Annotated in this window: 20 protein-coding genes; 11 read left to right on the plus strand and 9 right to left on the minus strand. The window is 68.6% G+C overall.

What is annotated here, in order from left to right:
* Positions 1-203 precede the first annotated feature (203 nt).
* On the minus strand, positions 204-1,406 hold the full coding sequence (locus E3328_RS20370; protein WP_135366494.1) for a Cdc6/Cdc18 family protein: 1,203 nt from the start codon (positions 1,404-1,406) through the stop codon (positions 204-206).
* A 188-nt stretch (positions 1,407-1,594) separates the two neighbouring features.
* On the opposite strand from E3328_RS20370, the gene E3328_RS22260 reads away from it, so the two are divergent.
* Complete coding sequence (locus E3328_RS22260) at positions 1,595-1,762, plus strand: hypothetical protein (RefSeq protein WP_167837500.1); 168 nt, start codon at positions 1,595-1,597, stop codon at positions 1,760-1,762.
* Positions 1,763-2,688: 926 nt separating this feature from the next.
* Here E3328_RS22260 and E3328_RS20375 read toward each other — a convergent pair.
* Positions 2,689-3,024, minus strand: a complete 336-nt coding sequence (locus E3328_RS20375; RefSeq protein WP_135366495.1) for a DUF6788 family protein — start codon at positions 3,022-3,024, stop codon at positions 2,689-2,691.
* A 252-nt stretch (positions 3,025-3,276) separates the two neighbouring features.
* Between E3328_RS20375 and E3328_RS20380 the strand changes: the two genes are divergently transcribed.
* Positions 3,277-3,801 carry a four-helix bundle copper-binding protein gene (locus E3328_RS20380; protein WP_135366496.1) on the plus strand — a complete coding sequence of 175 codons (525 nt, stop codon included), beginning with the start codon at positions 3,277-3,279 and terminating at the stop codon, positions 3,799-3,801.
* 84 nt (positions 3,802-3,885) lie between these two features.
* On the opposite strand, the gene E3328_RS20385 is transcribed toward E3328_RS20380, so the two are convergent.
* Positions 3,886-4,350: a hypothetical protein gene (locus E3328_RS20385; RefSeq protein WP_135366497.1), complete on the minus strand. Its 465-nt coding sequence runs from the start codon at positions 4,348-4,350 to the stop codon at positions 3,886-3,888.
* A 280-nt stretch (positions 4,351-4,630) separates the two neighbouring features.
* Here E3328_RS20385 and E3328_RS20390 point away from each other — a divergent pair, with 280 nt between their 5' ends.
* Positions 4,631-5,098, plus strand: coding sequence for an SPW repeat protein (locus tag E3328_RS20390; RefSeq protein ID WP_135366498.1), 468 nt, complete (start codon positions 4,631-4,633; stop codon positions 5,096-5,098).
* Between the two features lie 180 nt (positions 5,099-5,278).
* On the opposite strand, the gene E3328_RS20395 is transcribed toward E3328_RS20390, so the two are convergent.
* Positions 5,279-7,021, minus strand: coding sequence for an FAD-dependent oxidoreductase (locus E3328_RS20395; RefSeq protein WP_135366499.1), 1,743 nt, complete (start codon positions 7,019-7,021; stop codon positions 5,279-5,281).
* Between the two features lie 164 nt (positions 7,022-7,185).
* Between E3328_RS20395 and E3328_RS20400 the strand changes: the two genes are divergently transcribed.
* The 6 genes from E3328_RS20400 to E3328_RS20425 all read left to right on the plus strand — a co-directional run bounded on the left by E3328_RS20400 (position 7,186) and on the right by E3328_RS20425 (position 13,750).
* On the plus strand, positions 7,186-7,731 hold the full coding sequence (locus E3328_RS20400; RefSeq protein ID WP_135366500.1) for an iron transporter: 546 nt from the start codon (positions 7,186-7,188) through the stop codon (positions 7,729-7,731).
* Between the two features lie 142 nt (positions 7,732-7,873).
* Positions 7,874-8,722, plus strand: a complete 849-nt coding sequence (locus tag E3328_RS20405) for a YihY/virulence factor BrkB family protein (RefSeq protein ID WP_135366501.1) — start codon at positions 7,874-7,876, stop codon at positions 8,720-8,722.
* 90 nt (positions 8,723-8,812) lie between these two features.
* A complete protein-coding gene (locus tag E3328_RS20410; protein ID WP_135366502.1) occupies positions 8,813-10,150 on the plus strand; it encodes a DUF7972 family membrane protein in 1,338 nt (445 codons plus the stop codon).
* 107 nt (positions 10,151-10,257) lie between these two features.
* Positions 10,258-11,610, plus strand: coding sequence for a cation:proton antiporter (locus tag E3328_RS20415; RefSeq protein WP_135366503.1), 1,353 nt, complete (start codon positions 10,258-10,260; stop codon positions 11,608-11,610).
* A 99-nt stretch (positions 11,611-11,709) separates the two neighbouring features.
* Positions 11,710-11,931: a dodecin family protein gene (locus tag E3328_RS20420; RefSeq protein ID WP_135366504.1), complete on the plus strand. Its 222-nt coding sequence runs from the start codon at positions 11,710-11,712 to the stop codon at positions 11,929-11,931.
* A 133-nt stretch (positions 11,932-12,064) separates the two neighbouring features.
* Positions 12,065-13,750, plus strand: a complete 1,686-nt coding sequence (locus E3328_RS20425; RefSeq protein ID WP_135366505.1) for an NADH-quinone oxidoreductase subunit D — start codon at positions 12,065-12,067, stop codon at positions 13,748-13,750.
* Positions 13,751-13,841: 91 nt separating this feature from the next.
* On the opposite strand, the gene E3328_RS20430 is transcribed toward E3328_RS20425, so the two are convergent.
* Both E3328_RS20430 and E3328_RS22920 read right to left on the minus strand, forming a co-directional pair.
* Complete coding sequence (locus tag E3328_RS20430) at positions 13,842-14,081, minus strand: PRC-barrel domain containing protein (RefSeq protein ID WP_135366506.1); 240 nt, start codon at positions 14,079-14,081, stop codon at positions 13,842-13,844.
* A 1,023-nt stretch (positions 14,082-15,104) separates the two neighbouring features.
* Complete coding sequence (locus tag E3328_RS22920) at positions 15,105-15,443, minus strand: DUF7344 domain-containing protein (protein ID WP_449404990.1); 339 nt, start codon at positions 15,441-15,443, stop codon at positions 15,105-15,107.
* 145 nt (positions 15,444-15,588) lie between these two features.
* On the opposite strand from E3328_RS22920, the gene E3328_RS20440 reads away from it, so the two are divergent.
* Positions 15,589-15,951, plus strand: coding sequence for a DUF7553 family protein (locus E3328_RS20440; protein ID WP_135366508.1), 363 nt, complete (start codon positions 15,589-15,591; stop codon positions 15,949-15,951).
* A 19-nt stretch (positions 15,952-15,970) separates the two neighbouring features.
* Here the strand turns inward: E3328_RS20440 and E3328_RS20445 are convergent, their stop codons facing one another.
* Positions 15,971-16,798, minus strand: coding sequence for a mechanosensitive ion channel family protein (locus E3328_RS20445; RefSeq protein WP_135366509.1), 828 nt, complete (start codon positions 16,796-16,798; stop codon positions 15,971-15,973).
* 168 nt (positions 16,799-16,966) lie between these two features.
* On the opposite strand from E3328_RS20445, the gene E3328_RS22650 reads away from it, so the two are divergent.
* Positions 16,967-18,319, plus strand: a complete 1,353-nt coding sequence (locus tag E3328_RS22650; RefSeq protein ID WP_135366510.1) for a hypothetical protein — start codon at positions 16,967-16,969, stop codon at positions 18,317-18,319.
* Positions 18,320-18,323: 4 nt separating this feature from the next.
* On the opposite strand, the gene E3328_RS20455 is transcribed toward E3328_RS22650, so the two are convergent.
* Complete coding sequence (locus tag E3328_RS20455; protein ID WP_135366511.1) at positions 18,324-18,881, minus strand: hypothetical protein; 558 nt, start codon at positions 18,879-18,881, stop codon at positions 18,324-18,326.
* Positions 18,881-19,702 carry a DUF2391 family protein gene (locus tag E3328_RS20460; RefSeq protein ID WP_135366512.1) on the minus strand — a complete coding sequence of 274 codons (822 nt, stop codon included), beginning with the start codon at positions 19,700-19,702 and terminating at the stop codon, positions 18,881-18,883. The genes E3328_RS20455 and E3328_RS20460 overlap by 1 nt, the downstream gene beginning before the upstream one ends.
* Positions 19,703-19,793: the final 91 nt, after the last annotated feature.

The following is a 19,793-nucleotide window of genomic DNA, read 5'->3' on the forward strand; positions in this document are numbered from 1 at the left end:
TCGAACCGCCGTTCGGGGACACCGGATTTCCGGTGAAACCCGAGTAACAGCCCGTTACTCGACCGAAACACACCGGATTTCCGGTGAATCGGGCAGTAATGTGGGATTAGTGGAACGAACGGGTGGTAGGCCGGACAGTCAGTGGACGGGACCAAGGAGGGGAGCCGACGGGACAGGACGGGTGCACAGAGACAGCCGGTGCCTCACTCGATCGTGTCGGCCAGCACGTCGCGAACGACCTCGGGGTCCTCCAGGAGTTTGTGGTTCGTGTAACTGCCTTCCGCACTCCCGCCGCTGTGGCGGGACTGCTCGATGATGTCGAGGAAGGCGTGTTCCTTCAGCAGGTCGCGAACTCGCCGCAGCGAGAGCGTGTCCGAGCTCTCCTGGCGGCAGATCTCCTTGTAGACGTCGTAGACTTCGGTCGTTCGGAACCCGTCCTGGTTGTCCTCGTTGAGCGAGAGGACCGTCAGCGCCTGGAGGACGTACCGGGAGTGGGGCGTCGAGCCGCGGATGAGCTCGCGGAACCGGTCGGTCTCGGCCCGTTCGCGGGCGTCGACGACGAACTCCTCGGTGACGCGGTCGGCCCCGCGTGACTGTGCGATCTCGCCGGCGTACCGCAGGATATCGATAGCCTGCCGGGCGTCACCGTGCTCGCGGGCGGCGAGCGCCGACGCCTTCGGGATGACGCCGTCCTCGAGGACGCCGTCCCGGAAGGCGTCCCGCCGGGCCTCCATGATCCGGTTGAGCTGGGTGCCGTCGTACGGCGGGAAGACGAACTCCCGCTCGCAGAGGCTCGACTTGACCCGCTCGTTGAGCTGCTCTTCCTTGTACTTGATCTTGTTGCTGATGCCGATGACGCCGATCTTGCAGCCCTCGATCTTGCCGGCCTCGCCGGCGCGGGAGAGCTGCATCAGAATGTCGTCGTCCTCCAGTTTGTCGATCTCGTCGAGGATGACGAGGACCACGTCGTAGCACTCGTCGAGGATCCGCCAGAGCCGCTTGTAGTACGTCGAGGTGGCGATCCCCTTGTCGGGGATCTTGATGTCGGTCCGCGACCGGTCGTTGAGCGTCGCGGCGATGGTCTGGACCGCCTGCGTCTCCGTGGAGTCCTGGGCGCAGTCGACGTAGGCGAACGTCGCGGCCACTCCCTCGTCGTTCGCCGTCGACGTGAGCCGTCGCGAGACGTGTTTCGCACAGAGGGATTTCCCGGTGCCCGTCTTGCCGTAGATGAGTACGTTGCTCGGGCTCTGTCCGAAGATGGCGGGATTGACGGCGTTCGCGAGGTTCTGGATCTCCTCGTCGCGGCCGACGATCCGGCCCTCGTCCGGAAGGTGGTTGATCTCGAGCAGTTCCTTCTGGACGAAAATCGGGTCTTCCCTGATGAACAGATCGTCGGAGCCTGACATGCGATTGTGACACCGTGTTTCCGGTGAAATCACTTTATTCTTTCCTAGAGCGCGGAAATTCGGTGGGGGATGGGTGAGGAGAGTGGTGAGACACACACACCGGGTTTCCGGTGAAACGGGGGATCGGGGTGGGGGAGGGGTGCAGTTGAAACGGGGGTTCGGGACCGGGCCCGGACCCGAACAGGTCCGTGAAGTCCACGAAGGACAGCACGACGCGCGACGCGAAGGACAGCACGACGCGCGACGCGAAGGACAGCACGACGCGCGACGCGAAGGACAGCATGGATTCGACCGAACTCCACGACGGCTACGCGAGTACAATAGATTCGGCCAGTACAATCGTCAGCGGTGGCTGAACATCCGTGGGGACGGTAAAACGAGAGCATTCCAGTGAATGCCGCAGTGTTGACTGCGAGCAAGAAGAGGGACTGCGAGTAAAAAGAGGAACTGCGAGCAGGAAGAGGGACTGCGAGCAAGAAGAGGGACTGCGAGGGAACACCGGAACTGGTGGCGGAGATCAACTCGAATAGAAGTTGAATCTCCGAGATCGACGGAATAGGCATCGACGACGATCCGGCGATAGGTGAAGAGCAGTTCACCGGAAACCCGGTGTGCCACCACTCAACCGCTACGGTATCACGATTGATGGAATCAAACCACGAGAGAGTGATACACGAGGAAGAGGAAGATAGCGACACCGAGCACTCAGCTGAGAGAGACCGACAGGGAGTCGAAGACTGGTCTAACTGTATCTCGATGGGCTGTTCTACCTCGTTTCCCGTGGACTGCCCTCTGGACTCCACATTATTATATTATTATTATTAAACCTTTCTATAGTGTTAGTTAGTGTGTGAGTAGAGTATCTCAAGGTGGCGTTTTCAGCAACCGCTAAGAGATAGGTCAGTCCTTTATACTCTATCCGGTGTTGTCACAGTCATTCGAGTATTTTCACGGGCCGCTCACGGTCAGGCGGAGCGTCGATTGTCGGTCGACCCGTCTCCATCCCACAACACGTCTGTAGAGTCGCTGTCTAGCGAGATTCGGGACCCCGTGGAAACGACTCGAACTCCCCCGTCCCCTTCGCAGCCCGCCAAGCTAACCCCACCTGCTCCCCCGTTTCACCGGAAACCCGGTGTGTGTGTCTCGTCCTGTAACCGACTCGTCAGGGGTCCAGGATCTGGACCTCGTCAGACTCGTCACCGTGGCCCGTTCGTGATGACTCCCTACCGAAGACTCGTCGCCACGGTAGCGCGAACTAACCGGTCGACGGCGCTCGCCCGACTTACTGATTTTCGACGTACTCCTTCCGGAGGGTCCCATCGTCGTCGCGGTAGTATCTGTACTCGTACGGGCCGTGCATATCGCTCTCCGCGCCCGAGGCGCACTTGCAGCCGTCTTTCCCGCACTTCACGAGTTCCTCGACGACGTATCCGTCCGGGCCGTCGTCGACGACCGTCGCGTCGTCGGGTAGATCGTCCGACTCGACCGGCCGCTCCCGCTCGGCGATCAGTTCCTCGACGAACTCTCGCGTCGCCTTCAGTGTCGACGCGTCCTGCTTCGGGAGCCCCTCGGCGAGGTACTTCGGCAACGACGGTGGGGGTGAGATATCGCCCGCCATGTCTTATGTAACATTATGCCCTCCAGAACCAAGAATATTGTTACATAAGAATCCCGGCGACCAGGAACGGCCCAACGCCGGATCGGGGAGGGTTACCTCGAGAGTAGGGTCGCGTTTTCCGGCCGAATACGGGCGCTTCGCGGTCGAATACGGCGAAAAACCGAAGTAAGGCCGGGTTAGCGGAGGAAACTATCGACCGGTATTTGTGGCCGATCGGTGAACCGTCGGACGGGTAGCGACCCGGACAGAACCATGACACAGCACCTCTCACAGACGGAACAGGGGCAGTACGCACAGTCGGCCAATCAGCAGCCCACCACACAGCAGATGCAACCGACACAGGGGTCGATGCAGTCCGCCGGCGGATCGATGGGATCGGCCGGGATGCAGTCGACAGGCATGCAGTCGGGCGGGATGCAGACCGGCGGGACGCTGCCCCAGCAGTACCGTACGTCGCTCGCGAGCGTGGCCGAGGCGGTACAGGTCTGCGGCTGGTGTGCCGACCAGTGCATCCAGGAGGCGGACCCGATGATGACGGAGTGCATCCGTCTCTGTGAGGACGTCGTCGAGCTCGGTGAGGCCGTGCTCGCGACGGTACCGCGCAACTCGCGGTTCGCCGGGGAACTCGTCGAGACCTTCCAGCGGGCGGCCCAGGCGTGCGCCCAGGAGTGCAGTCAGCACCAGCACTCGCACTGCCAGGAGTGTGCGTCCGTCCTCGGAGAGACGCTCACCGCGACAGAGCAGCTGACCGGCGCGGGCTCACAGCAGCGGATGTGACACCGCGGAACGCGGGGTCGTCTCCGCCTGATCCGTTCTCTCTGATCCGTTCTCTCCCTCTCGAGGGGGCCGCAGCTACCGCGTTCACTCCCTCTTTTCGCGACGGGTTCGCGTCCCGACCCACGCGCCGAGGGTGATCCCGTAGAGGACGTGCCCGACGTGGAAGGCGAACCTGTCGTCGGGCTCGGTGCGCAGGAGCCGACCGAGGACGAGCCGCTCGCCGACGACGGACAGCGCGACGCCGTAGAGCAGTCCGGCCATCGTCACGGTGATCTCGCCCGAGCGCTCGGGGGGTCCGCTCACGCTGTCGGCCAGGAACGACTGCGTCCGCTCGCGGTCGAGCGACGCGCGGCCGGAGACCAGCGCGCCGAAGGCGCCGCCGGCACCGATCCCGTAGGCGACGTGGAGTACGAGCGCCGCGAGCGGGTGGTCCTGTGGTCGCCCGCCCGCGACGAACGTCGCCCAGAACTCCGCCGACGGCGGGAGCGACCGAGTCACCGGGAGGCGGTAGACGGTCATCACGAGCGTCGCGAGCGCGCCGCCCTCCATACCGCGACGGATCCGGCCAGTCACGTCCGAACCCTCCGGTGCGGCAGCGTCGTTCGCGTCGGTTCCCTCTCGATGCCGGTCGCCAAGTGCGGTGAACGTTCGACCCATGTTCTGTCTCATACATGGCAACAGTGTGGGTAAGCGCACGGCGCGCGATGTCCGGGGGTTCCCGGGTATTTCAATGCCTTACCGTCTAGGGCGGCCTTTCCGCGGACCGGTTCGATGGAGCGAGTCGGCAATACTTACGCGTCGGGATCGAACGATCGGGTGGCGATCTCCAATGAGCGACAGTGAAGTCTACGACCAACAGGAGCAACGCGAGGACGACCACGACAGGCGGGAAGTCGACACGAACCCGACGGAGGCCGGCAAGTGGGTGTCCGCCCTGGTAGCCCTGCTCGGGCTGTGGATGCTCGCCGAGGCGTTCATCCTCAACCCGGTCGCGGGGAACTTCTGGAGCGACATCATCGTCGGGGCGGCGCTGGTCGTCCTCGGCGGGTACAACTTCTACCGCCGTTCGAACGAGCAGCTGGGCAGCGTCGGCGTCGGCGCGTTCGTCGCGCTGCTGGGCCTCTGGCTGATCGCGACGCCGTTCATCCTCGGCTCGACCGAGGGGTTCGCGGCCGTCGAGACGGATCTGGAGTTCTGGAACGACATCGTCGTCGGACTCCTGGTGTTCGTCCTCGGCGCCTACAGCGCCTACGAGGCGCGGGACACCGACGTGGCGACGCCGACGGCCCGGACCTGACGGAACGGCCTCGCGACAGTCACGTCGCGGCGACGACCGGGTCCGACGCCCGGCCCGGTACAGATCCGATGCCCGGCCCGGTACAGATCCGACGACCGGTCCGGTGAGGAGCTGACGACCGGTTCGTATTTTTCGGACGCGCGCTGCGTCACCGACCGTACCGGGACAGCCGCGCGAGTCTCACCGTTCGGGAGGCGGGTCGTCCTCGCCCGATCGACTTCCGTTCCCCCGACCGCCGTCGCCGGCACCGAGGTCCACGGGATCGAGGTCGTCGACGGCGGGGGTATCGAGGACGCTCCCGTCGACGTCGAACCGCGAGCCGTGGCAGGGGCAGTCCCAGGAGCGCTCGCCGTCGTTCCAGGAGACGAGACAGCCCATGTGCGGGCAGACAGCCGAGACCGCGTGGACGGCGCCGTCCTCGTCGCGGTAGACGGCGACTGGGTCGTCGCGCTTCTCGGCGACGGTCGCCTCGCCGGGAGCCAGCCCCGAGAGGTCGAGGTCCGGCCGGCCGCGGACGCGGTCGGAGAGCAAGTGCTCCATCGCGTGCCTGTTGTGCGAGACGAGGTCGGACTTCGATGCGCCGAACTCGAAGCGCGTCGGGTCGTACACGTCGCTCCAGGGGTTCGACCGGCCGGTGATCTGGTCGGCGAGGACGACACTCGCCGCGACGCCGTTCGTCATCCCCCACCCGCCGAAGCCGGTCGCGACGTAGACGCCGTCGAGCTGCGGCGCCGCCCGACCGACGAACGGCACGCTGTCGACCGAGACGTAGTCCTGGGTCGCCCAGCGGTACTCGATCGCCTCGACGTCGAACCGCTCGCGGGCCCGCCGTTCGAGCTTCCGGTAGCGGTCGGTCGTGCTGTCGGCGTGGCCCGTGCGGTGGTTCTGGCCGCCGATCAGGACCAGCGACTCGGAGCCGGCATGGGGACGAACCGAGAAGTACGGCTCGCTTGGGTCGTAGTACATCCCGTCCGGCGTGTCGCCGGACAGCCGGGCGGCGAGGACGTACGACCGCTTGGGCGAGAGCCGCGAGAAGTACAGCGCGTGGTCGGAGACGGGGAAGTGGGTCGCGAGGACCACGTCGTCGGCGACGACCTCGCCGCGGTCCGTTTCGAGCCGGCAGGGGTCGCCGTCGTCGACCTCCGTGACCACCGTCTCCTCGTAGAGCCCGCCGCCGGCGGAACCCGACTGGCCGCCGGCGCCACCCCCCTCGCCGGTCCCCTGGTCGGCGACTCGCTCGGCGAGCGCGAGGAGGTACTTCCGCGGGTGGAAGTACGCCTGGTCGTCGAACCGGACGGCGCCGGCCACCTCGTAGGGGAGTTCGGTCGACTCGACGAACGAGGCCGGGAGACCGAGTCGCCGGGCGGCGTCGACCTCCCTGCGCACGTCGCGGCGGTCGTCCCGGGACTCCGCGTACGTATACGCCGGCGCGCGGCCGAACTCGCAGTCGATGCCGAGCCGGTCGACGGTGTCGGCGACGCGCTCGATGGCGGCCCGGTTCGCGTCGGCGTACTGCCGGGCGCGCTCGACGCCGAAGTGGTCGATCAGGTGGTCGTAGACGAGGCCGTGCAGCGCGGTCACCTTGGCGGTCGTGCGGCCCGTCGTCCAGTCGAGGATCCGCTCGCGCTCGACGACGGCGACGGTCCGGCCCCGCTCGACGAGTTCGAACGCGGTCGCGATCCCGGCGATGCCGCCGCCGACCACCGCCGCGTCGACGCGGATGTCGCCGTCGAGCGGCCCGTAGTCCGTCGGTTCGGACGTGGCGGTCCACAGCGACTCGTGGCGACCGGCCGGCTCGCCGCCGTCGGGCAGAACGACGTCGCCGGCGGTGTCGGGGTCACCGACAGTCGCGGTCCGGTCGCTTGCGGGGTCGGTCCCGCCGGTCGGCGGACTGGTCCCGTCGGTCGGTGGGTCGGGTGTCATCGAGGGTTCCTCCGAATCGGAAGAGACACGCCCGGCGGCGGCATGAAGGTTCACCCGGGACGTGCGCGGGTGGCCGAATCCGGGACGCCCGCCCTCGACGGCGACATTGCGCCTTCGAACGCCGGCCGAACGACTACCGACCCGCCGCCCGTACTCTCGGGTCCATGAGCCAGCACGGCAAACAGCCGAGCGAGGAGGTCGACGACCGACAGCTGCGGCTGGCGCGGGAGGCGGGGGACGCCTACCGCGCGGCCGTCGACTACATGATCGAGGAGGTCGCCCACACCGGCGACACCCGCGAGGCCGGCGACTACGTCGTCGGCTTCGCCCAGGAGGAGGCCGAGGGGCTCTACGAACTCGTCGGCGAGGGCGAGTTCGAGTGGCGCGAACCGGACGACGAGAACGCCCACATCGAGGTGGCGGTCGCAGACGCCGACGACGGCCGGATGGTCCCCGGGGCGGAGGTGAGCCTCCGGATCTCGGACCGCGACGGCGAGCAGGTCGAGGCGGCGACGCTCCCGCTGCTGTGGCACCCGGGCCTGTACCACTACGGCGCCAACGTCCGCCTCCCGGGCGACGGGACGTACACGCTGGAGATCCGCGTCGAACCGCCCACCATGCACCGCCACGACGAGGAGAACGGCGACCGCTACGGCGAGCCCGTCGAGGTCACCTTCGAGGGGGTCGACGTAAAGACCGGACAGGGCTGAGCAGGGCGGCCGGCTACGACGCAAAAGCGGCTCACAGCCGGGTAACGGTCGGCTACCGGCCACGGCGTTAAGTGTGTCCCGGTCCAACGACTCCCATGTCTCGGATCGGGACCGATCCGGCCGCGGGAGGTGTGGCTCCCCGATGAGCCTCGCAACCGGGCGGCCGGTCGGTCGGGCCGTCACGTTCCTGCGGAGTCTGGTCTCGGTGTACCGGAAGCGGGACGTGCCGTTCATGGCGGGGAGCATCGCGTACGCGGCGTTCGTGTCGCTGGTCCCGCTGCTGTTGCTCGCGCTCGTCGCCGCCTCGGTGCTGGGCGGGGAGTCCCTGCAGGGGTCCGTCCTCGCCGCGACGGAACAGTACCTCACGCCCACGGCGCGGGACCTCGTCAGCCAGTCGCTCGACCAGGCCGAGAGCCGCACCCAGTTCTCCATCATCGGCGGGGCGGCGCTGCTGTGGGCGACGCTCAAGGTGTTCCGCTCGCTCGACACCGCGTTCTCCGAGCTCTACGCGGTCGAGACCGACGTGGGCATCGTCGAGCAGATCTCGGACGGGCTCCTCGTGCTCGGCGGGATGGGGGTCGCGTTCCTGGCGATGGTCGCCGCCGGGGCTGTCGTCGCCTACGCGCCGACGTTCTCGCCCGGCGTCGAGACCCGGCTCCCGGTGGTGCAGATCATCGGGTTCGTCGGGCTGATAGTCGGGCTGATCGTCGCTTTCCTCCCGATGTACTACGTCTTCCCGAACGTCGAGATGACGCTCACGCGGGCGCTGCCGGGCGCGACCGTCGCCGCCGTCGGCTGGACGCTCCTGCAGGCGCTGTTTCAGGTGTACGTCTCGATGAGTTCGACGGGCGAACTGTACGGGGTCCTCGGCGGGATCATCCTGCTGATCACCTGGCTCTACTTCGGGTCGGTGGTCATCCTGCTCGGCGGGGCGACGAACGTGGTGCTCTCGGGACGCCACCGGATCCCGGGCTACGGGGCGTCGAGCTGACGTGACCCGGGACTGCCGACTCCCGTCGCCCCCGGAGCGTCGCCCTCGTTCGTCCGGGGAGCGCGGACCGCTCCCGGAGGGTCCGCACGGGTGACCGACCCCCTCGGGCTGTCCGGCCGGCGGGTCGCAACCGCGGCGGACAGGGTCAACACGCTCTACCGCCGGATCAAGTCCAGCCGCCCCGTCTCGTGGGTTCTGTTCACCGGGTCGCGGCCAGCGGTGACGGCAGTGCTGCTGGCCGGAGTCTTCGCCTTCCTCGTCGTGCTGGCGCTGCTGCGGCCGGTCGACATCCAGCAGCTGCTCACGGACACGAACACGCTCCAGACGCTGTTCACGACGCTACTGAGCGGCGCGATCCTCATCGTCTCGATCGTCTCGTCGATCAGTTCGATCGTGCTCTCTCAGGAGATCACGGACATCGAAACCGAGCAGTCGCGGATCGACGCCTCCATCGAGTTCCGGCGGCGGGCGGAGAGCCTCGCGGAGGTCGAGGGCAGCCCGAGCCAGCCGGCGGCGTTCCTGGAGGTGATCCTCTACTCGATCTACCGGGAGGCGCGCGCGCTCCAGCGGACGGCGGACCACTGCGACGACGAGGAGTGTCGCGAGCAGATCGACGCGCTCACCGACGAGATCGTCGACGAGGCCCGGAACGCCGCGGAGACGCTGGACGGCGCGCGGTTCGGTACGTTCAACGTGCTCTCGGCGGGGCTGCACTATGACTACTCCTGGCAGCTCAACACCGCCAGGCGGATCCGCAACCGCTACGAGGACGAACTGGACGACCGGACGACCGACGCGCTACAGGAACTCATCGACACGCTGAAATTCTTCGCCACCGGCCGGGAGTACTTCCAGTCGCTGTACTACAAGCGGGAGGTCGCCCGGCTGTCGAGCAACCTCCTGTACGTCTCCCTGCCGGTCGTCGTCTTCATCTCCTACCTGTTGCTGGCGCTGAACACCGGTATCATCCCGATCTTCCGGGTCGGCCCGCTCACGTCGCTCCCGTTGTTCATCATGTTCGCGTACACGGTCTCGATCGCGCCGTACGTGGTGCTGACCGCCTACGTCGTCCGTGTCGCGGCGATCACGCTGAAGACGCTGGCGGCCGGTCCGTTCCTCGTCCGCCAGCCGAAACACGACGACATCGTCGAGCTGCAGGTCGAGATCGAACCGGACTCGTGGGACGAACAGGTCGACGACGAACGGGACGAGGACACCGACGCCGGTTCCGGCCGTGACACCGACGCCGGCCTCGACCGTGACACCGACGCCGGCCTCGACCGTGACACCGACGCCGGCCCCGACCGTGACACCGACGACACGGGCGGCCGCCCGGAGCCCGACGACGACGGCGTCGAGCCGGCGAGTGCGGACGACGACGGGCGACACGCCGCCGACGGCGGCGCCGAGAACCGGTCCGAGACGTGACGCCGGCGCGGCCGGGTGGAGACGCCGCCCGGGAATCCGATAGATCGGGCGGAACACACCGATCTGACCGGCAAAAGCCCCTTTCGTGAGCGTCCCCAACACGTCGTATGGCCGTGTACGACATCGTCCTCCTGGTGGTGAGCGTCGCGATCCTCGGGGCCGTCGTTCTGCCGCGCGTCTTCGCCGACAAGCCGATGTCGTTCCCGCTCATCTACGTCCTCGCGGGGGCGGCGATCTTCTCGCTCCCGCTGGGGATCCCGACGCCGGACCCGGTCGAGTCACCGGCGCTGACCGAACACCTGACGGAACTGGTGGTCATCATCGCGCTGATGGGCGCGGGGTTGAAACTCGACAGGCCGTTCGACTGGCGGGCGTGGGAACCGACCTGGCGGCTGCTCGGGATCACGATGCCGCTGACGATATTCGCGGTCGCCGGGCTGGGCTGGGCGGTGCTGGACCTCCACCCGGCGACCGCCGTCCTGATGGGCGCGGTGGTCGCGCCGACCGACCCGGTGCTGGCCTCGACCGTCGAGGCGACGCCGCCGACCGCCGAGACCGACGCCGAGATCGACCCGAACGACCAGGAGGGGGAGATCCGGTTCGCGCTCACCTCGGAGGCCGGGCTCAACGACGGGCTCGCGTTCCCGTTCACCTACCTGGCGATCGTCATGGCGGGCGCGAGCCTCGGAGCGACCGGGGAGGCGGGGAGCGCCGAGGCCGCGCTCGGGTCGGTGTGGCCGTGGCTCTCCGAGTGGTTCGGCTTCTACGTCGTCTACAAGATGGCCGTCGGGGTCGTCGGCGGCGTCGTCGTCGGGTACGTCATCGCGCGGTTCATCTTCGGGCGCCCGTCGAGCACCGACCTCGCCCGGGTCATGGAGGGCGCGGAGGCGCTGGCGGCGACGCTTCTGGCCTACGCGGCGACTGAACTCGTCGCCGGCTACGGGTTCATCGCGGTGTTCGTCGCGGCGCTCGTGCTCCGCCACTACGAGTGGGAACACGAGTACTACCAGAAGCTCCACGACTTCGCGGTGCTGGTCGAGCGCCTGCTGATGGCCGCCGTGCTCGTCCTGTTCGGCGGGACCCTCGTCGGCGGGCTCCTCCAGGCGCTGACGGTCGAGCACGTCTTGATCGGGCTGGCGCTGCTGCTCGTCATCCGCCCGCTGGCGGGCGTTATCGGAATGGTGGGGTCCGACTCGCTGTGGCAGGAACGGGCCGTCATCTCCGCCTACGGCGTCCGGGGGATCGGCTCCTTCTTCTACCTCGCGTACGCCCTGAACACCGCGTCGTTCGCCGAGACCGAGATCGTCGTGGCCGCAGAGGAGCTGTGGGCGTTCCTCGGGTTCGTCGTCGTCGCGTCGCTGACGCTCCACGGGGTCTCGGCGGCCCCGGTAATGAACTCTATCGACGAGTGGCGCACCGAGCACAAGGAGGGGTTCACGGAGCCGGAGGAGGCCGATTGACGCGCTGGCCAGGGGCGTTCGGTCGCTGCGAGGCCGCTCCCGGGCCGCTTGCGATGGCCTGCCGTGCGGTTTCCCGCGGGACCGTCCAAAGGCGGTCACATGACCGCAGTCAAGATCGTCAAAGTGCTCGGGACCTCCGAGGAGTCGTGGCCGAACGCGGCCGAGGAGGCCGTCGCGCAGGCCAGCCGGACCATCGACGACATCCGGGGCGTCGAGGTCGAGGACTGGACGGCGAACGTCGAGGACGGCGACGTGACCGAGTACCGCGCGACCGTCGAGGTGGCGTTCCCGGTCCACGAGGACAGGCAACCCTCCGGGTGACCGCCCGCCGCGACTCGCAGTGAACCCCCGCCGCGGCCGACGCTGGCGGCCCGCAGGGCTGTCGACGGCACGGCGCGGACGGGGGAGCAAGGACCACCGAGACAGATGCACACGACAGCTACCTGATAGACCGATGAGTTCCGAGACCGAACTGGCGGCGACCGAGGGGGCGAGCGAACGGACAGCCGACGAGGTCGAACGGCTGATCGGGGACCGCGCGGTCGGCCGCGACGACCACGTGAACGCGCCGGGGTTCGTCGTCCGCCCGGACGAGGTGCAGTCGGTCCTGTTCGACCTTCGCGACGAGGCCGGCTACGACCACCTCAGCTGCGTCACCGCCCAGGAGTACCAGGACCGCTACGAGACCATCTACCACCTCACGAGCTACGACGAGCGGACCGACGAGGTGGACATCGTCGTCCCGTCGCCGAAGGACGACCCGCGCAACGAGTCGGCCGCGCCCGTCTACAGCACCGCCGGCTGGCACGAGCGGGAGGCCTACGACCTCGTCGGCATCGAGTACGAGGGCCACCCCGACCTGCGGCGGATCCTCCTGCCGGAGACCTGGCAGGGCCACCCGCTGTCGATGGACTACGACCAGACGCAGTCGCAGGTGGTCCCGTTCAACGAACACCAGCCGATCCAGTCGGCGACCACCTCGCCGGAGTCGACGGACGACGAGTGGGAGGCCGACCCCGGGACGATGTTCATCAACATCGGACCCCACCACCCGGCGACCCACGGCGTCCTCCACCTCAAGACCGTCCTCGACGGCGAGCAGGTCGACGACGTGGACCCCGACATCGGCTACCTCCACCGCTGCGAGGAGCAGATGTGCGAGCAGGGCACCTACCGCCACAAGATTATCCCCTACTCCGACCGGTGGGATTATACCGCGAACATGCCCAACGAGTGGGCGGTCGCCCGCGCCATCGAGAGCCTCGCCGACATCGAGGTGCCGGAGTACGCGCAGGTCCTGCGGACGATGGCCGCGGAACTGGGCCGGATGATGGGCCACTTCCTCGCGGTCGCGACGTTCTCGCTGGACATCAACGGCGACTTCACCGCCGCGTTCCAGTACGCCTTCCGCGACCGGGAGATCATCCAGAACATCCTCGAAGATCTCACCGGCCAGCGGATGATGTTCTACTACTTCCGCGTCGGCGGCGTCGCCTGGGACCTGCCCGAGCCCCGCGAGGACTTTTTCGAGAAGATCCGCGAGTTCACCGACGAACTCCCCCGGCGGGTCGCGGAGTACCACGACCTGCTGTCGAACAACGAGATCTTCCAGCTGCGGACCGTCGACACGGGCGTCCTCGGGCCGGAGGTCGCGAAGTCCTACGGCGCGACGGGCCCGGTCGCCCGCGGGTCGGGCGTCGACTACGACCTCCGCCGGGACGACCCCTACGGCTACTACCCCGAGCTCGACTGGGACGTGGCCGTCCAGGACGGCTGCGACAACTACGCGCGGGTGCTCGTCCGCCTCCAGGAGGTCGAGGAGTCGGCCCGCATCGTCGAGCAGTGTCTCGACCTGCTGGCCGACTGGCCCGACGACGAGCGGACCATCCAGGCGAACGTCCCGCGGACGCTCCGACCCGATCCCGACGCCGAGGTCTACCGCGCCGTCGAGTCCGCCAAGGGCGAGATGGGCGTCTACATCCGCAGCGACGGTACCGACTCGCCGGCCCGGTTCAAGATCCGCAGCCCCTGTTTCCACAACCTCGCGACGCTCCCCGAGATGGCCGAGGGCGAACTCGTCCCCGACCTGGTGGCCGCCGTCGGCAGCCTCGACATCGTCCTCGGGAGCGTCGACCGCTGACTGGCCCGAAGGTGCGGTCACTGGCCGAACGTACCGCGAAAATAGCGAGGCCGAAGCCCGGAGATCGGCACCGAGCGCGCCACGGGGCTGGCTACGCGAGCCGGATCTCGTCGTCGGTGACCGTCGCGATCTCGTCGTCGGCCAGCGGGTAGTCGTCCGCGTCGGCGTCGCTCCAGCCGAGCCGGGATTTCACCTTGTCGGTCACGCCGGGGTCGGGGTCGACGTGGGCGGTCCCGCCACGAACGTCCGAGACGACGCCGACTTTCTCGCCGTTGTCGTCGACGACCGGCTTGCCCTGGTCGTCGTCGGAGAGGGTGGTCCCGTCCGCCATCGTCACCGCCCCCCGGAGCTGTAGTGCTCGCTCTGGCGCTCGTGGCGATCATCGCCCTCCCGGCGCCGCTGATAGAGGCTCTCCTGACCCTGCCGGGGCTGCTGGTTCATGCCGCCCTGTTGCTGGTGCTGCTGGCGTCCCTGCTGCTGGTGTCCCTGTTGCTGGTGCTGCTGGTGTCCCTGTTGCTGCTGTCCCTGTTGCCGGTGCTGCTGGCGTCCCTGCTGCTGGGGATTCTGTTGGCGCTGTTGCTGGTCGTGTTGGTTGTGACCCTGCTGCTGGTGTCCCCGCTGCTGTCGAGGACGCTGTCGGTGCTGCTGTTGGTTGCTCCGCTGGCCGTGTTGTCGGCCCTGCTGCTGCTCGCTCTGTCGGTGCTGGCCCTGCTGCTCGTCTCCCTGCTGGCCGCCGTAGTCCTGCTGGCTGCCGTACGGGCCCTTGTCGTAGTCCTGTCGGCCGTACTGGTCGCGCTGGCCGCCCTGCATCCCGCGCTGGCGGCGTTCGCCCCGCTGCTGGGACTGTTCGGGGCCCTGTTGCTGTGTCCCCTGCTGGTGGCCTCGGTGCTGTCCCTGTTGGCGTTGCTGCTGGTTGCCTTGCTGCTGTCCCTGCTGCTGGTGGCTCTGTCGGCGCTGCTGGCCCTGGCGCTGTCGGTGACCCTGGTGCTGGGACTGGCCCTGCTGGCCGTGGTGCTGTCCCTGCTGGTTCACCCGGTTGTACTGCTGCTGGGCGCGGCGGTGGTGCTGGAACTCGTGCTGTTGCTGGCCGTGCTGGTGCTGCTGGTCTCCCTGCTGGCTCTGTCCCCGGTGACCGCCCTGCTGGTGCTGTGCTCGATTCGAACGTCGGTCGTACTGGTCGCTGTGTCCGTTCATGAGTGGATGACGGGCCCGTCCGTCGATACGGTCGGCCCGTGTGAGACGAGCGGCCGGACGCGCATAGTTAGCCGGCGCTTAGTCTCCCGTCCCGTTCCTCCCGGGCGCCCGCGTCGGTCGTCGCGGGACGGCGCGGGATCCGCTCCCGCGCTGCGCGGGATCAGACGACGGCCTCGTCGGCCAGCCGGACGGTCCCGGAGTCGGGATCGAACTCGATCACGCCGTGGTCGTCGAGCATCGGCAGCTGCCCGTGGTAGAACCAGGTCTGGACGCGCTGTTTCACGTCGTCCGAGACGTTCTCCGGGTCGTCGTCGGTGATCTGGGAGACCACGTGCGTCGCCACCTCGGCGACGCTCGCAGGTTCGTCGGTCTCCCGGAGGTACGCGAGCAGGTACCGGCAGTGCGGGTCGTCGAGCATATCGGCGATCCGCTCGCTACGCGCTTCCGCGTCGGTCCCGTGTCTGTCGACTACCGCCGTTTCGTCAGCCCCGTGAGTCATGCAAGACACGTTTCGCCCCGACACCCATGAGGGCGGCGCCTAAAGGAATAGCCCCCCGTCGCGTCCGGCGGTTGTCGGACGGGTCGGCTCCAGCCGGTCTACCGGCGGCCTGGGGTCTTTCCGGCCCGAGCGCGTACCCGTTTTCGTGCACGACCGACTCGCCAGAGCGAGGGACGCCGTCGACGAGGCCAGGGAGATAACCGACGACGCGACCGCCATGGAGCAGCTCGCCTCCGTCCGGCAGGGGATCGAGCGCGTCGACGACGCGCTCGCCGACGACGCGGCCGACGAGGGGGAGGTCGCCGACCCCGAGGCCGGGGACCGACTCGAATCGATCGAGCGACAGCTCGGGACGCTGGCCGACGACGTGGACGACCTTACGGTGTCGCACCTCTCGACCGCGCGCGACCAGCTCGACGCCTTCCGCCGCGAGTCGGCCGCCGACTGGACGGCGCCGACGGGCGACGACCGGGTCGACTCGACCGACGAGCGGGCCGACTCGACGTGACTCCCCGCGTGGACCCGCGTCAGTCGCCGCCTCCGCCCTCGGTCGCTGACGGGTCGGTCGGTGCCGGGGTCTCGCACCGGCCGTCGGTCGCCGCCCCGCCGTCGGTCACCGTTCCGCCGTCGGTGGCGGCCGAGCCGCTGGGCTCGGGCGTCGCCGAGCGGGCGGTGCCCATCCAGCGGTCGATGTTCTCGGCGACGTAGGAGTGGCCGCCCCAGCCCAGCGCGACGCCGGCGCCGATCGCGACGGCCGCGGCCAGGCCCCAGGCGAACGCCTCGGCGAACGTGTAGAGGATGCCCACGTCGATGCCCATCGTGTCGAGGCCGATGACGATGGCCGTGAAGTAGAGGAACATCCGGGTCCCGGCGGCGAACCACGAGGTGTATGCGGTCTCGGTGGCCGCCCGGGTCCGCATGATCGCGTCGCCGATGAAGTCCGCGACGATGAAGCCGAAGACGATGACGGCCAGGCCGGCGATGAACGCCGGCAGGTACGAGACGGCGGTCTGGACCCACTGCGAGAGCAGGTCGATCGCCATGACGTTCGCCGCCGCGAGGATCGCCAGCGCGATGACGAACCACTTGGCGAGCGCCCCGAAGGTATCCGAGACCGCGCGTCTCGACCCGCCCATGATACGTCCGAGCGGGGTGTCCATCGCCATCGTGTCCAGTCCGACCCTGTCGGTGAGCGACGAGACGGCCTTCCCGACCGCGGCGGCGACGAGCCAGCCGACGACCAGGATGAGCAACGCGCCCAGCAACCGCGGCAGGAACGCGATGATATCGGCGACGGTCTCCTCGAGGAACGCTGGGATCTCGATCTGTGCGACGGTGTGGGAATAGCTCGTCATGAGTGACACCGCCGATCTGTTCGGCCGCGCGACCCGAAAAGCGGGAGGCTGCACTCGCAACCCGCCTGCCGGAATCCACGGCCAAACGGCCGGTATGCCGCCGATACCGAGCGCGCGCCCGGTGAACTGACTGTGGCCTTTTCCGGCGTCCGCGCCGACGTTCCACCGATGTCCGAGAAACGAGACGCGTCACGACAGAGTCAGATCACGACGGACACGGATACCGTCCGCGACTGGGGCGACAGCCACGGGCGAGTCCCGGTCCGCTACGAGGAGGGCGGCGAGACACGGCTCGGACTGTACCCCGAGTCGGAGGTCGAGGAGCGCCACAGCCGGCTCGACTGGGAGGAGTTCGACGAGCACATGCGCGAACACGACATGGTCGTCGTCCGTCACGGCGACGAGGGGGAGTTCGAGGTGATGGACCGCTCGGAGGTGGCCAGCCACGCCGCGGTCAGCGACCAAGAGGTCGAGGAGACCCTCCTCGAGGGCGAGACCGTCGAATCGAAGTTCACCGAGCGGGCGGTCGTCGAGCACACGGTCGTCGAGGAGGTGACTGTCGAGAGCGAGGTCTCCGACCGCGAGATGGTCGAGTCCGACACCGTCGACGTCGAGATGATCTCCCGCGAGGTCGAGGACTGCGAGGTCACGGACCTGGACACGACCGACGTGGGGATGGAGGCGCTGAACACCTTCGGGAGCGGCACGCACACCGAGGTCGATTGCGAGGTCGAGGTCACCGTCGACGAGGCCTGGACGGTCACGAAGGAGAACGTCGAGCGGGTCACGATCGAGAGCCGGGTCGTCGACACGGACGTCGAGGAGACCGAGACCGTGGAGACCGACACCATGCGGGAGACCGTCGACCTCGAGGGCGTCGAGCAGACGGTCCTGGAGGGCGAACTCGTCGCCTCGCCCCACGCCGCGGAGCAGGCCGTCGAGGAGGGCCACGTCGAGAGCCGGTTCCGCGACGACGACGTTATCGAGACCCACCTCTTCAGGACGCAGGTGATCGAGGAGGACCTGTCGGTCCGCCGGATGATCACCGGGGAGATCTCCGACGCCGAGACGCTCTCCTCGGAGACCATCTCCCACGCGGTCGTCGAGAGCGACATCGTCGAACCCGCCGAGTACGAACGGGAGCTGGTCGTCGAGGACCGCGAGGCGACCGGCAGCGCGGCGGGCGTCGAGGACACCGAGACGCTGGAGGCGGACGAGCCGGCGACCGAGGAGCCGGCGGCCGCCGAACGGTCCGGCGCAGCCGACGAGACGGCACGGATCGAACCGACCGAGGACGACGTGGGCAAGACGGTCGTCAACGCAAGCGGCGACGAGGTCGGGATGGTCGCCTCCGTCGAGAACGACCGGATGTACGTCGACCCCCACCCCTCGATCACGGACCGCATCCGGACGGCGCTGGGGTGGGGCAACGACGACGACGACACCTACCCAGTCGACGAGGACCACGTCGCCCGCATCGAGGACGACGAGGTCGTCCTCGGCGTCGACCGGCAGGGATAGGCTGTCAGGCGGGTATCCAGGAGACGACTTCCGCCGACGGCGGCCCGGCGCCGGCGGGACAGCCGACCGTCGCGTTGCGGCGGGCGTTGGCCGGGACGTTTTCGAAGGTGACCCGCCGGCGCGGCTCGGGACAGGCGACGCTGACGGTCGCGGAGACGAGCCCGGCGTCGCCCTCGTTGCGCAGCACCACGCCGTAGTACGTCGCGTTCGCGCTCGTCCCGCGCTCGCCGGCCACGCTCGCGGTCGGCTCGGCGGCCGACGCGCCGGCGAACGCCGACCAGACGGCGAAGCCGAACAGTCCCACGGTCAGCGCGACCGCGAGGACCATCACGACTCGCTCCATCGTCGAGACGGCGGCCTCCTCGGGGGTGTCGTCGGCGTCCGCGTCGGGGCCCGGCCCGCTGTCGTCGGCGTCGGCGGCGTCCCCGTACCCCTCGTAGTCGTCGTCGCCGGCCGCCCGGCGGTCCCGGTCGTCGTGTTCGCGGTCGCCGCCGCGGTCGGCTCCCCGGTCCCCGTTGGCGCGGTCGCGCTCCCGGTCACCGCCGCGGTCCGGCTCGGACATCAGAGCACTACCTCGCCGGCGCTGGCGCCGGTCGCGGCGGGGAACCCGAGGACGATGGTGAGCTGGACCCACTCGGCGACGCCGCGGCCGCTGAACTGGCCGAACCCGGCCAGCAGGACGACCGAGACGGCCAGCGCGACGGCGTAGGCGGTCGCTGCGGTCCCGACCTGCAGCAGGTGGGTGCGGCCCTCGATGCGGTCGCGGTGACCGCGGAACTCCAGCTCGTGGAGGACGAGGTGGACGACGCCGACCGAGAGGACGACGACGAGCGCGAGGCGCGGCCAGCCGGCGTTGCGCGCGATGACGACCACCTCCTCGGTGGGCGCCACCGGGACCGAGAGGAAGACGGCGCCGAGCGCGAACACGGTCAGGTTGTGCGGGAACGCCTCCTCCTCGATGGGGGCGTCGGTCTGGCCGAGCAGGCGGTTGGCCAGCGCGGCGCCGAACCCGAACGGGACCACCAGGACCAGCGCCATCCGGACGACGGTCGAGGGGGAGTCGCCGAGCGTGACGACGCCGAACGCGAGCACCACCACCAGCGCGGCGACGACGCTCTGGGCCACCAGCTCGGCGAAGTCGGTGACGACCCGGAGCGTGGGTTCCCGCTCGTCGCCGTCGAGTCGGCGGAAGCCGACGCTGCGCACGAGCAGGAACACAAGGGCGAGTCCGACGGCCGCGAACGCGACGAGGTGGGCGATCGGGAGCCGCCAGCTGAGCCACCACGTCTCCATCGTCACCAGCATCGAGACGCCGACGACCAGCAGGGCGCCGGCGACGCCGCGGCCCTGCGTGCGCAACTCCGCGAGGACTCCGTTCGACATACTCCCCGGGTGGGCGGCCTCCGATAAATGAGTCCCCGTCGGTTACCGGCGAGCCGCCGGTGTAACGGCCGCTTACCGTCGATGTGGCCGG

The organism is Halosimplex halophilum (assembly GCF_004698125.1).
GTDB lineage: Archaea > Halobacteriota > Halobacteria > Halobacteriales > Haloarculaceae > Halosimplex > Halosimplex halophilum.

Coding starts and splice junctions, on each gene's coding strand:
- E3328_RS20375 (WP_135366495.1), bottom strand. CDS start 3,024: ATGGCGGGCGATATCTCACCCCCACCGTCGTTGCCGAAGTACCTCGCC.
- E3328_RS20430 (WP_135366506.1), bottom strand. CDS start 14,081: ATGGCGGACGGGACCACCCTCTCCGACGACGACCAGGGCAAGCCGGTC.
- E3328_RS20385 (WP_135366497.1), bottom strand. CDS start 4,350: ATGGAGGGCGGCGCGCTCGCGACGCTCGTGATGACCGTCTACCGCCTC.
- E3328_RS20405 (WP_135366501.1), top strand. CDS start 7,874: ATGAGCCTCGCAACCGGGCGGCCGGTCGGTCGGGCCGTCACGTTCCTG.
- E3328_RS20425 (WP_135366505.1), top strand. CDS start 12,065: ATGAGTTCCGAGACCGAACTGGCGGCGACCGAGGGGGCGAGCGAACGG.
- E3328_RS20380 (WP_135366496.1), top strand. CDS start 3,277: ATGACACAGCACCTCTCACAGACGGAACAGGGGCAGTACGCACAGTCG.
- E3328_RS20420 (WP_135366504.1), top strand. CDS start 11,710: ATGACCGCAGTCAAGATCGTCAAAGTGCTCGGGACCTCCGAGGAGTCG.
- E3328_RS20445 (WP_135366509.1), bottom strand. CDS start 16,798: ATGACGAGCTATTCCCACACCGTCGCACAGATCGAGATCCCAGCGTTC.
- E3328_RS22920 (WP_449404990.1), bottom strand. CDS start 15,443: ATGACTCACGGGGCTGACGAAACGGCGGTAGTCGACAGACACGGGACC.
- E3328_RS20415 (WP_135366503.1), top strand. CDS start 10,258: ATGGCCGTGTACGACATCGTCCTCCTGGTGGTGAGCGTCGCGATCCTC.
- E3328_RS22650 (WP_135366510.1), top strand. CDS start 16,967: ATGTCCGAGAAACGAGACGCGTCACGACAGAGTCAGATCACGACGGAC.
- E3328_RS20460 (WP_135366512.1), bottom strand. CDS start 19,702: ATGTCGAACGGAGTCCTCGCGGAGTTGCGCACGCAGGGCCGCGGCGTC.
- E3328_RS20370 (WP_135366494.1), bottom strand. CDS start 1,406: ATGTCAGGCTCCGACGATCTGTTCATCAGGGAAGACCCGATTTTCGTC.
- E3328_RS20400 (WP_135366500.1), top strand. CDS start 7,186: ATGAGCCAGCACGGCAAACAGCCGAGCGAGGAGGTCGACGACCGACAG.
- E3328_RS20395 (WP_135366499.1), bottom strand. CDS start 7,021: ATGACACCCGACCCACCGACCGACGGGACCAGTCCGCCGACCGGCGGG.
- E3328_RS20455 (WP_135366511.1), bottom strand. CDS start 18,881: ATGTCCGAGCCGGACCGCGGCGGTGACCGGGAGCGCGACCGCGCCAAC.
- E3328_RS20390 (WP_135366498.1), top strand. CDS start 4,631: ATGAGCGACAGTGAAGTCTACGACCAACAGGAGCAACGCGAGGACGAC.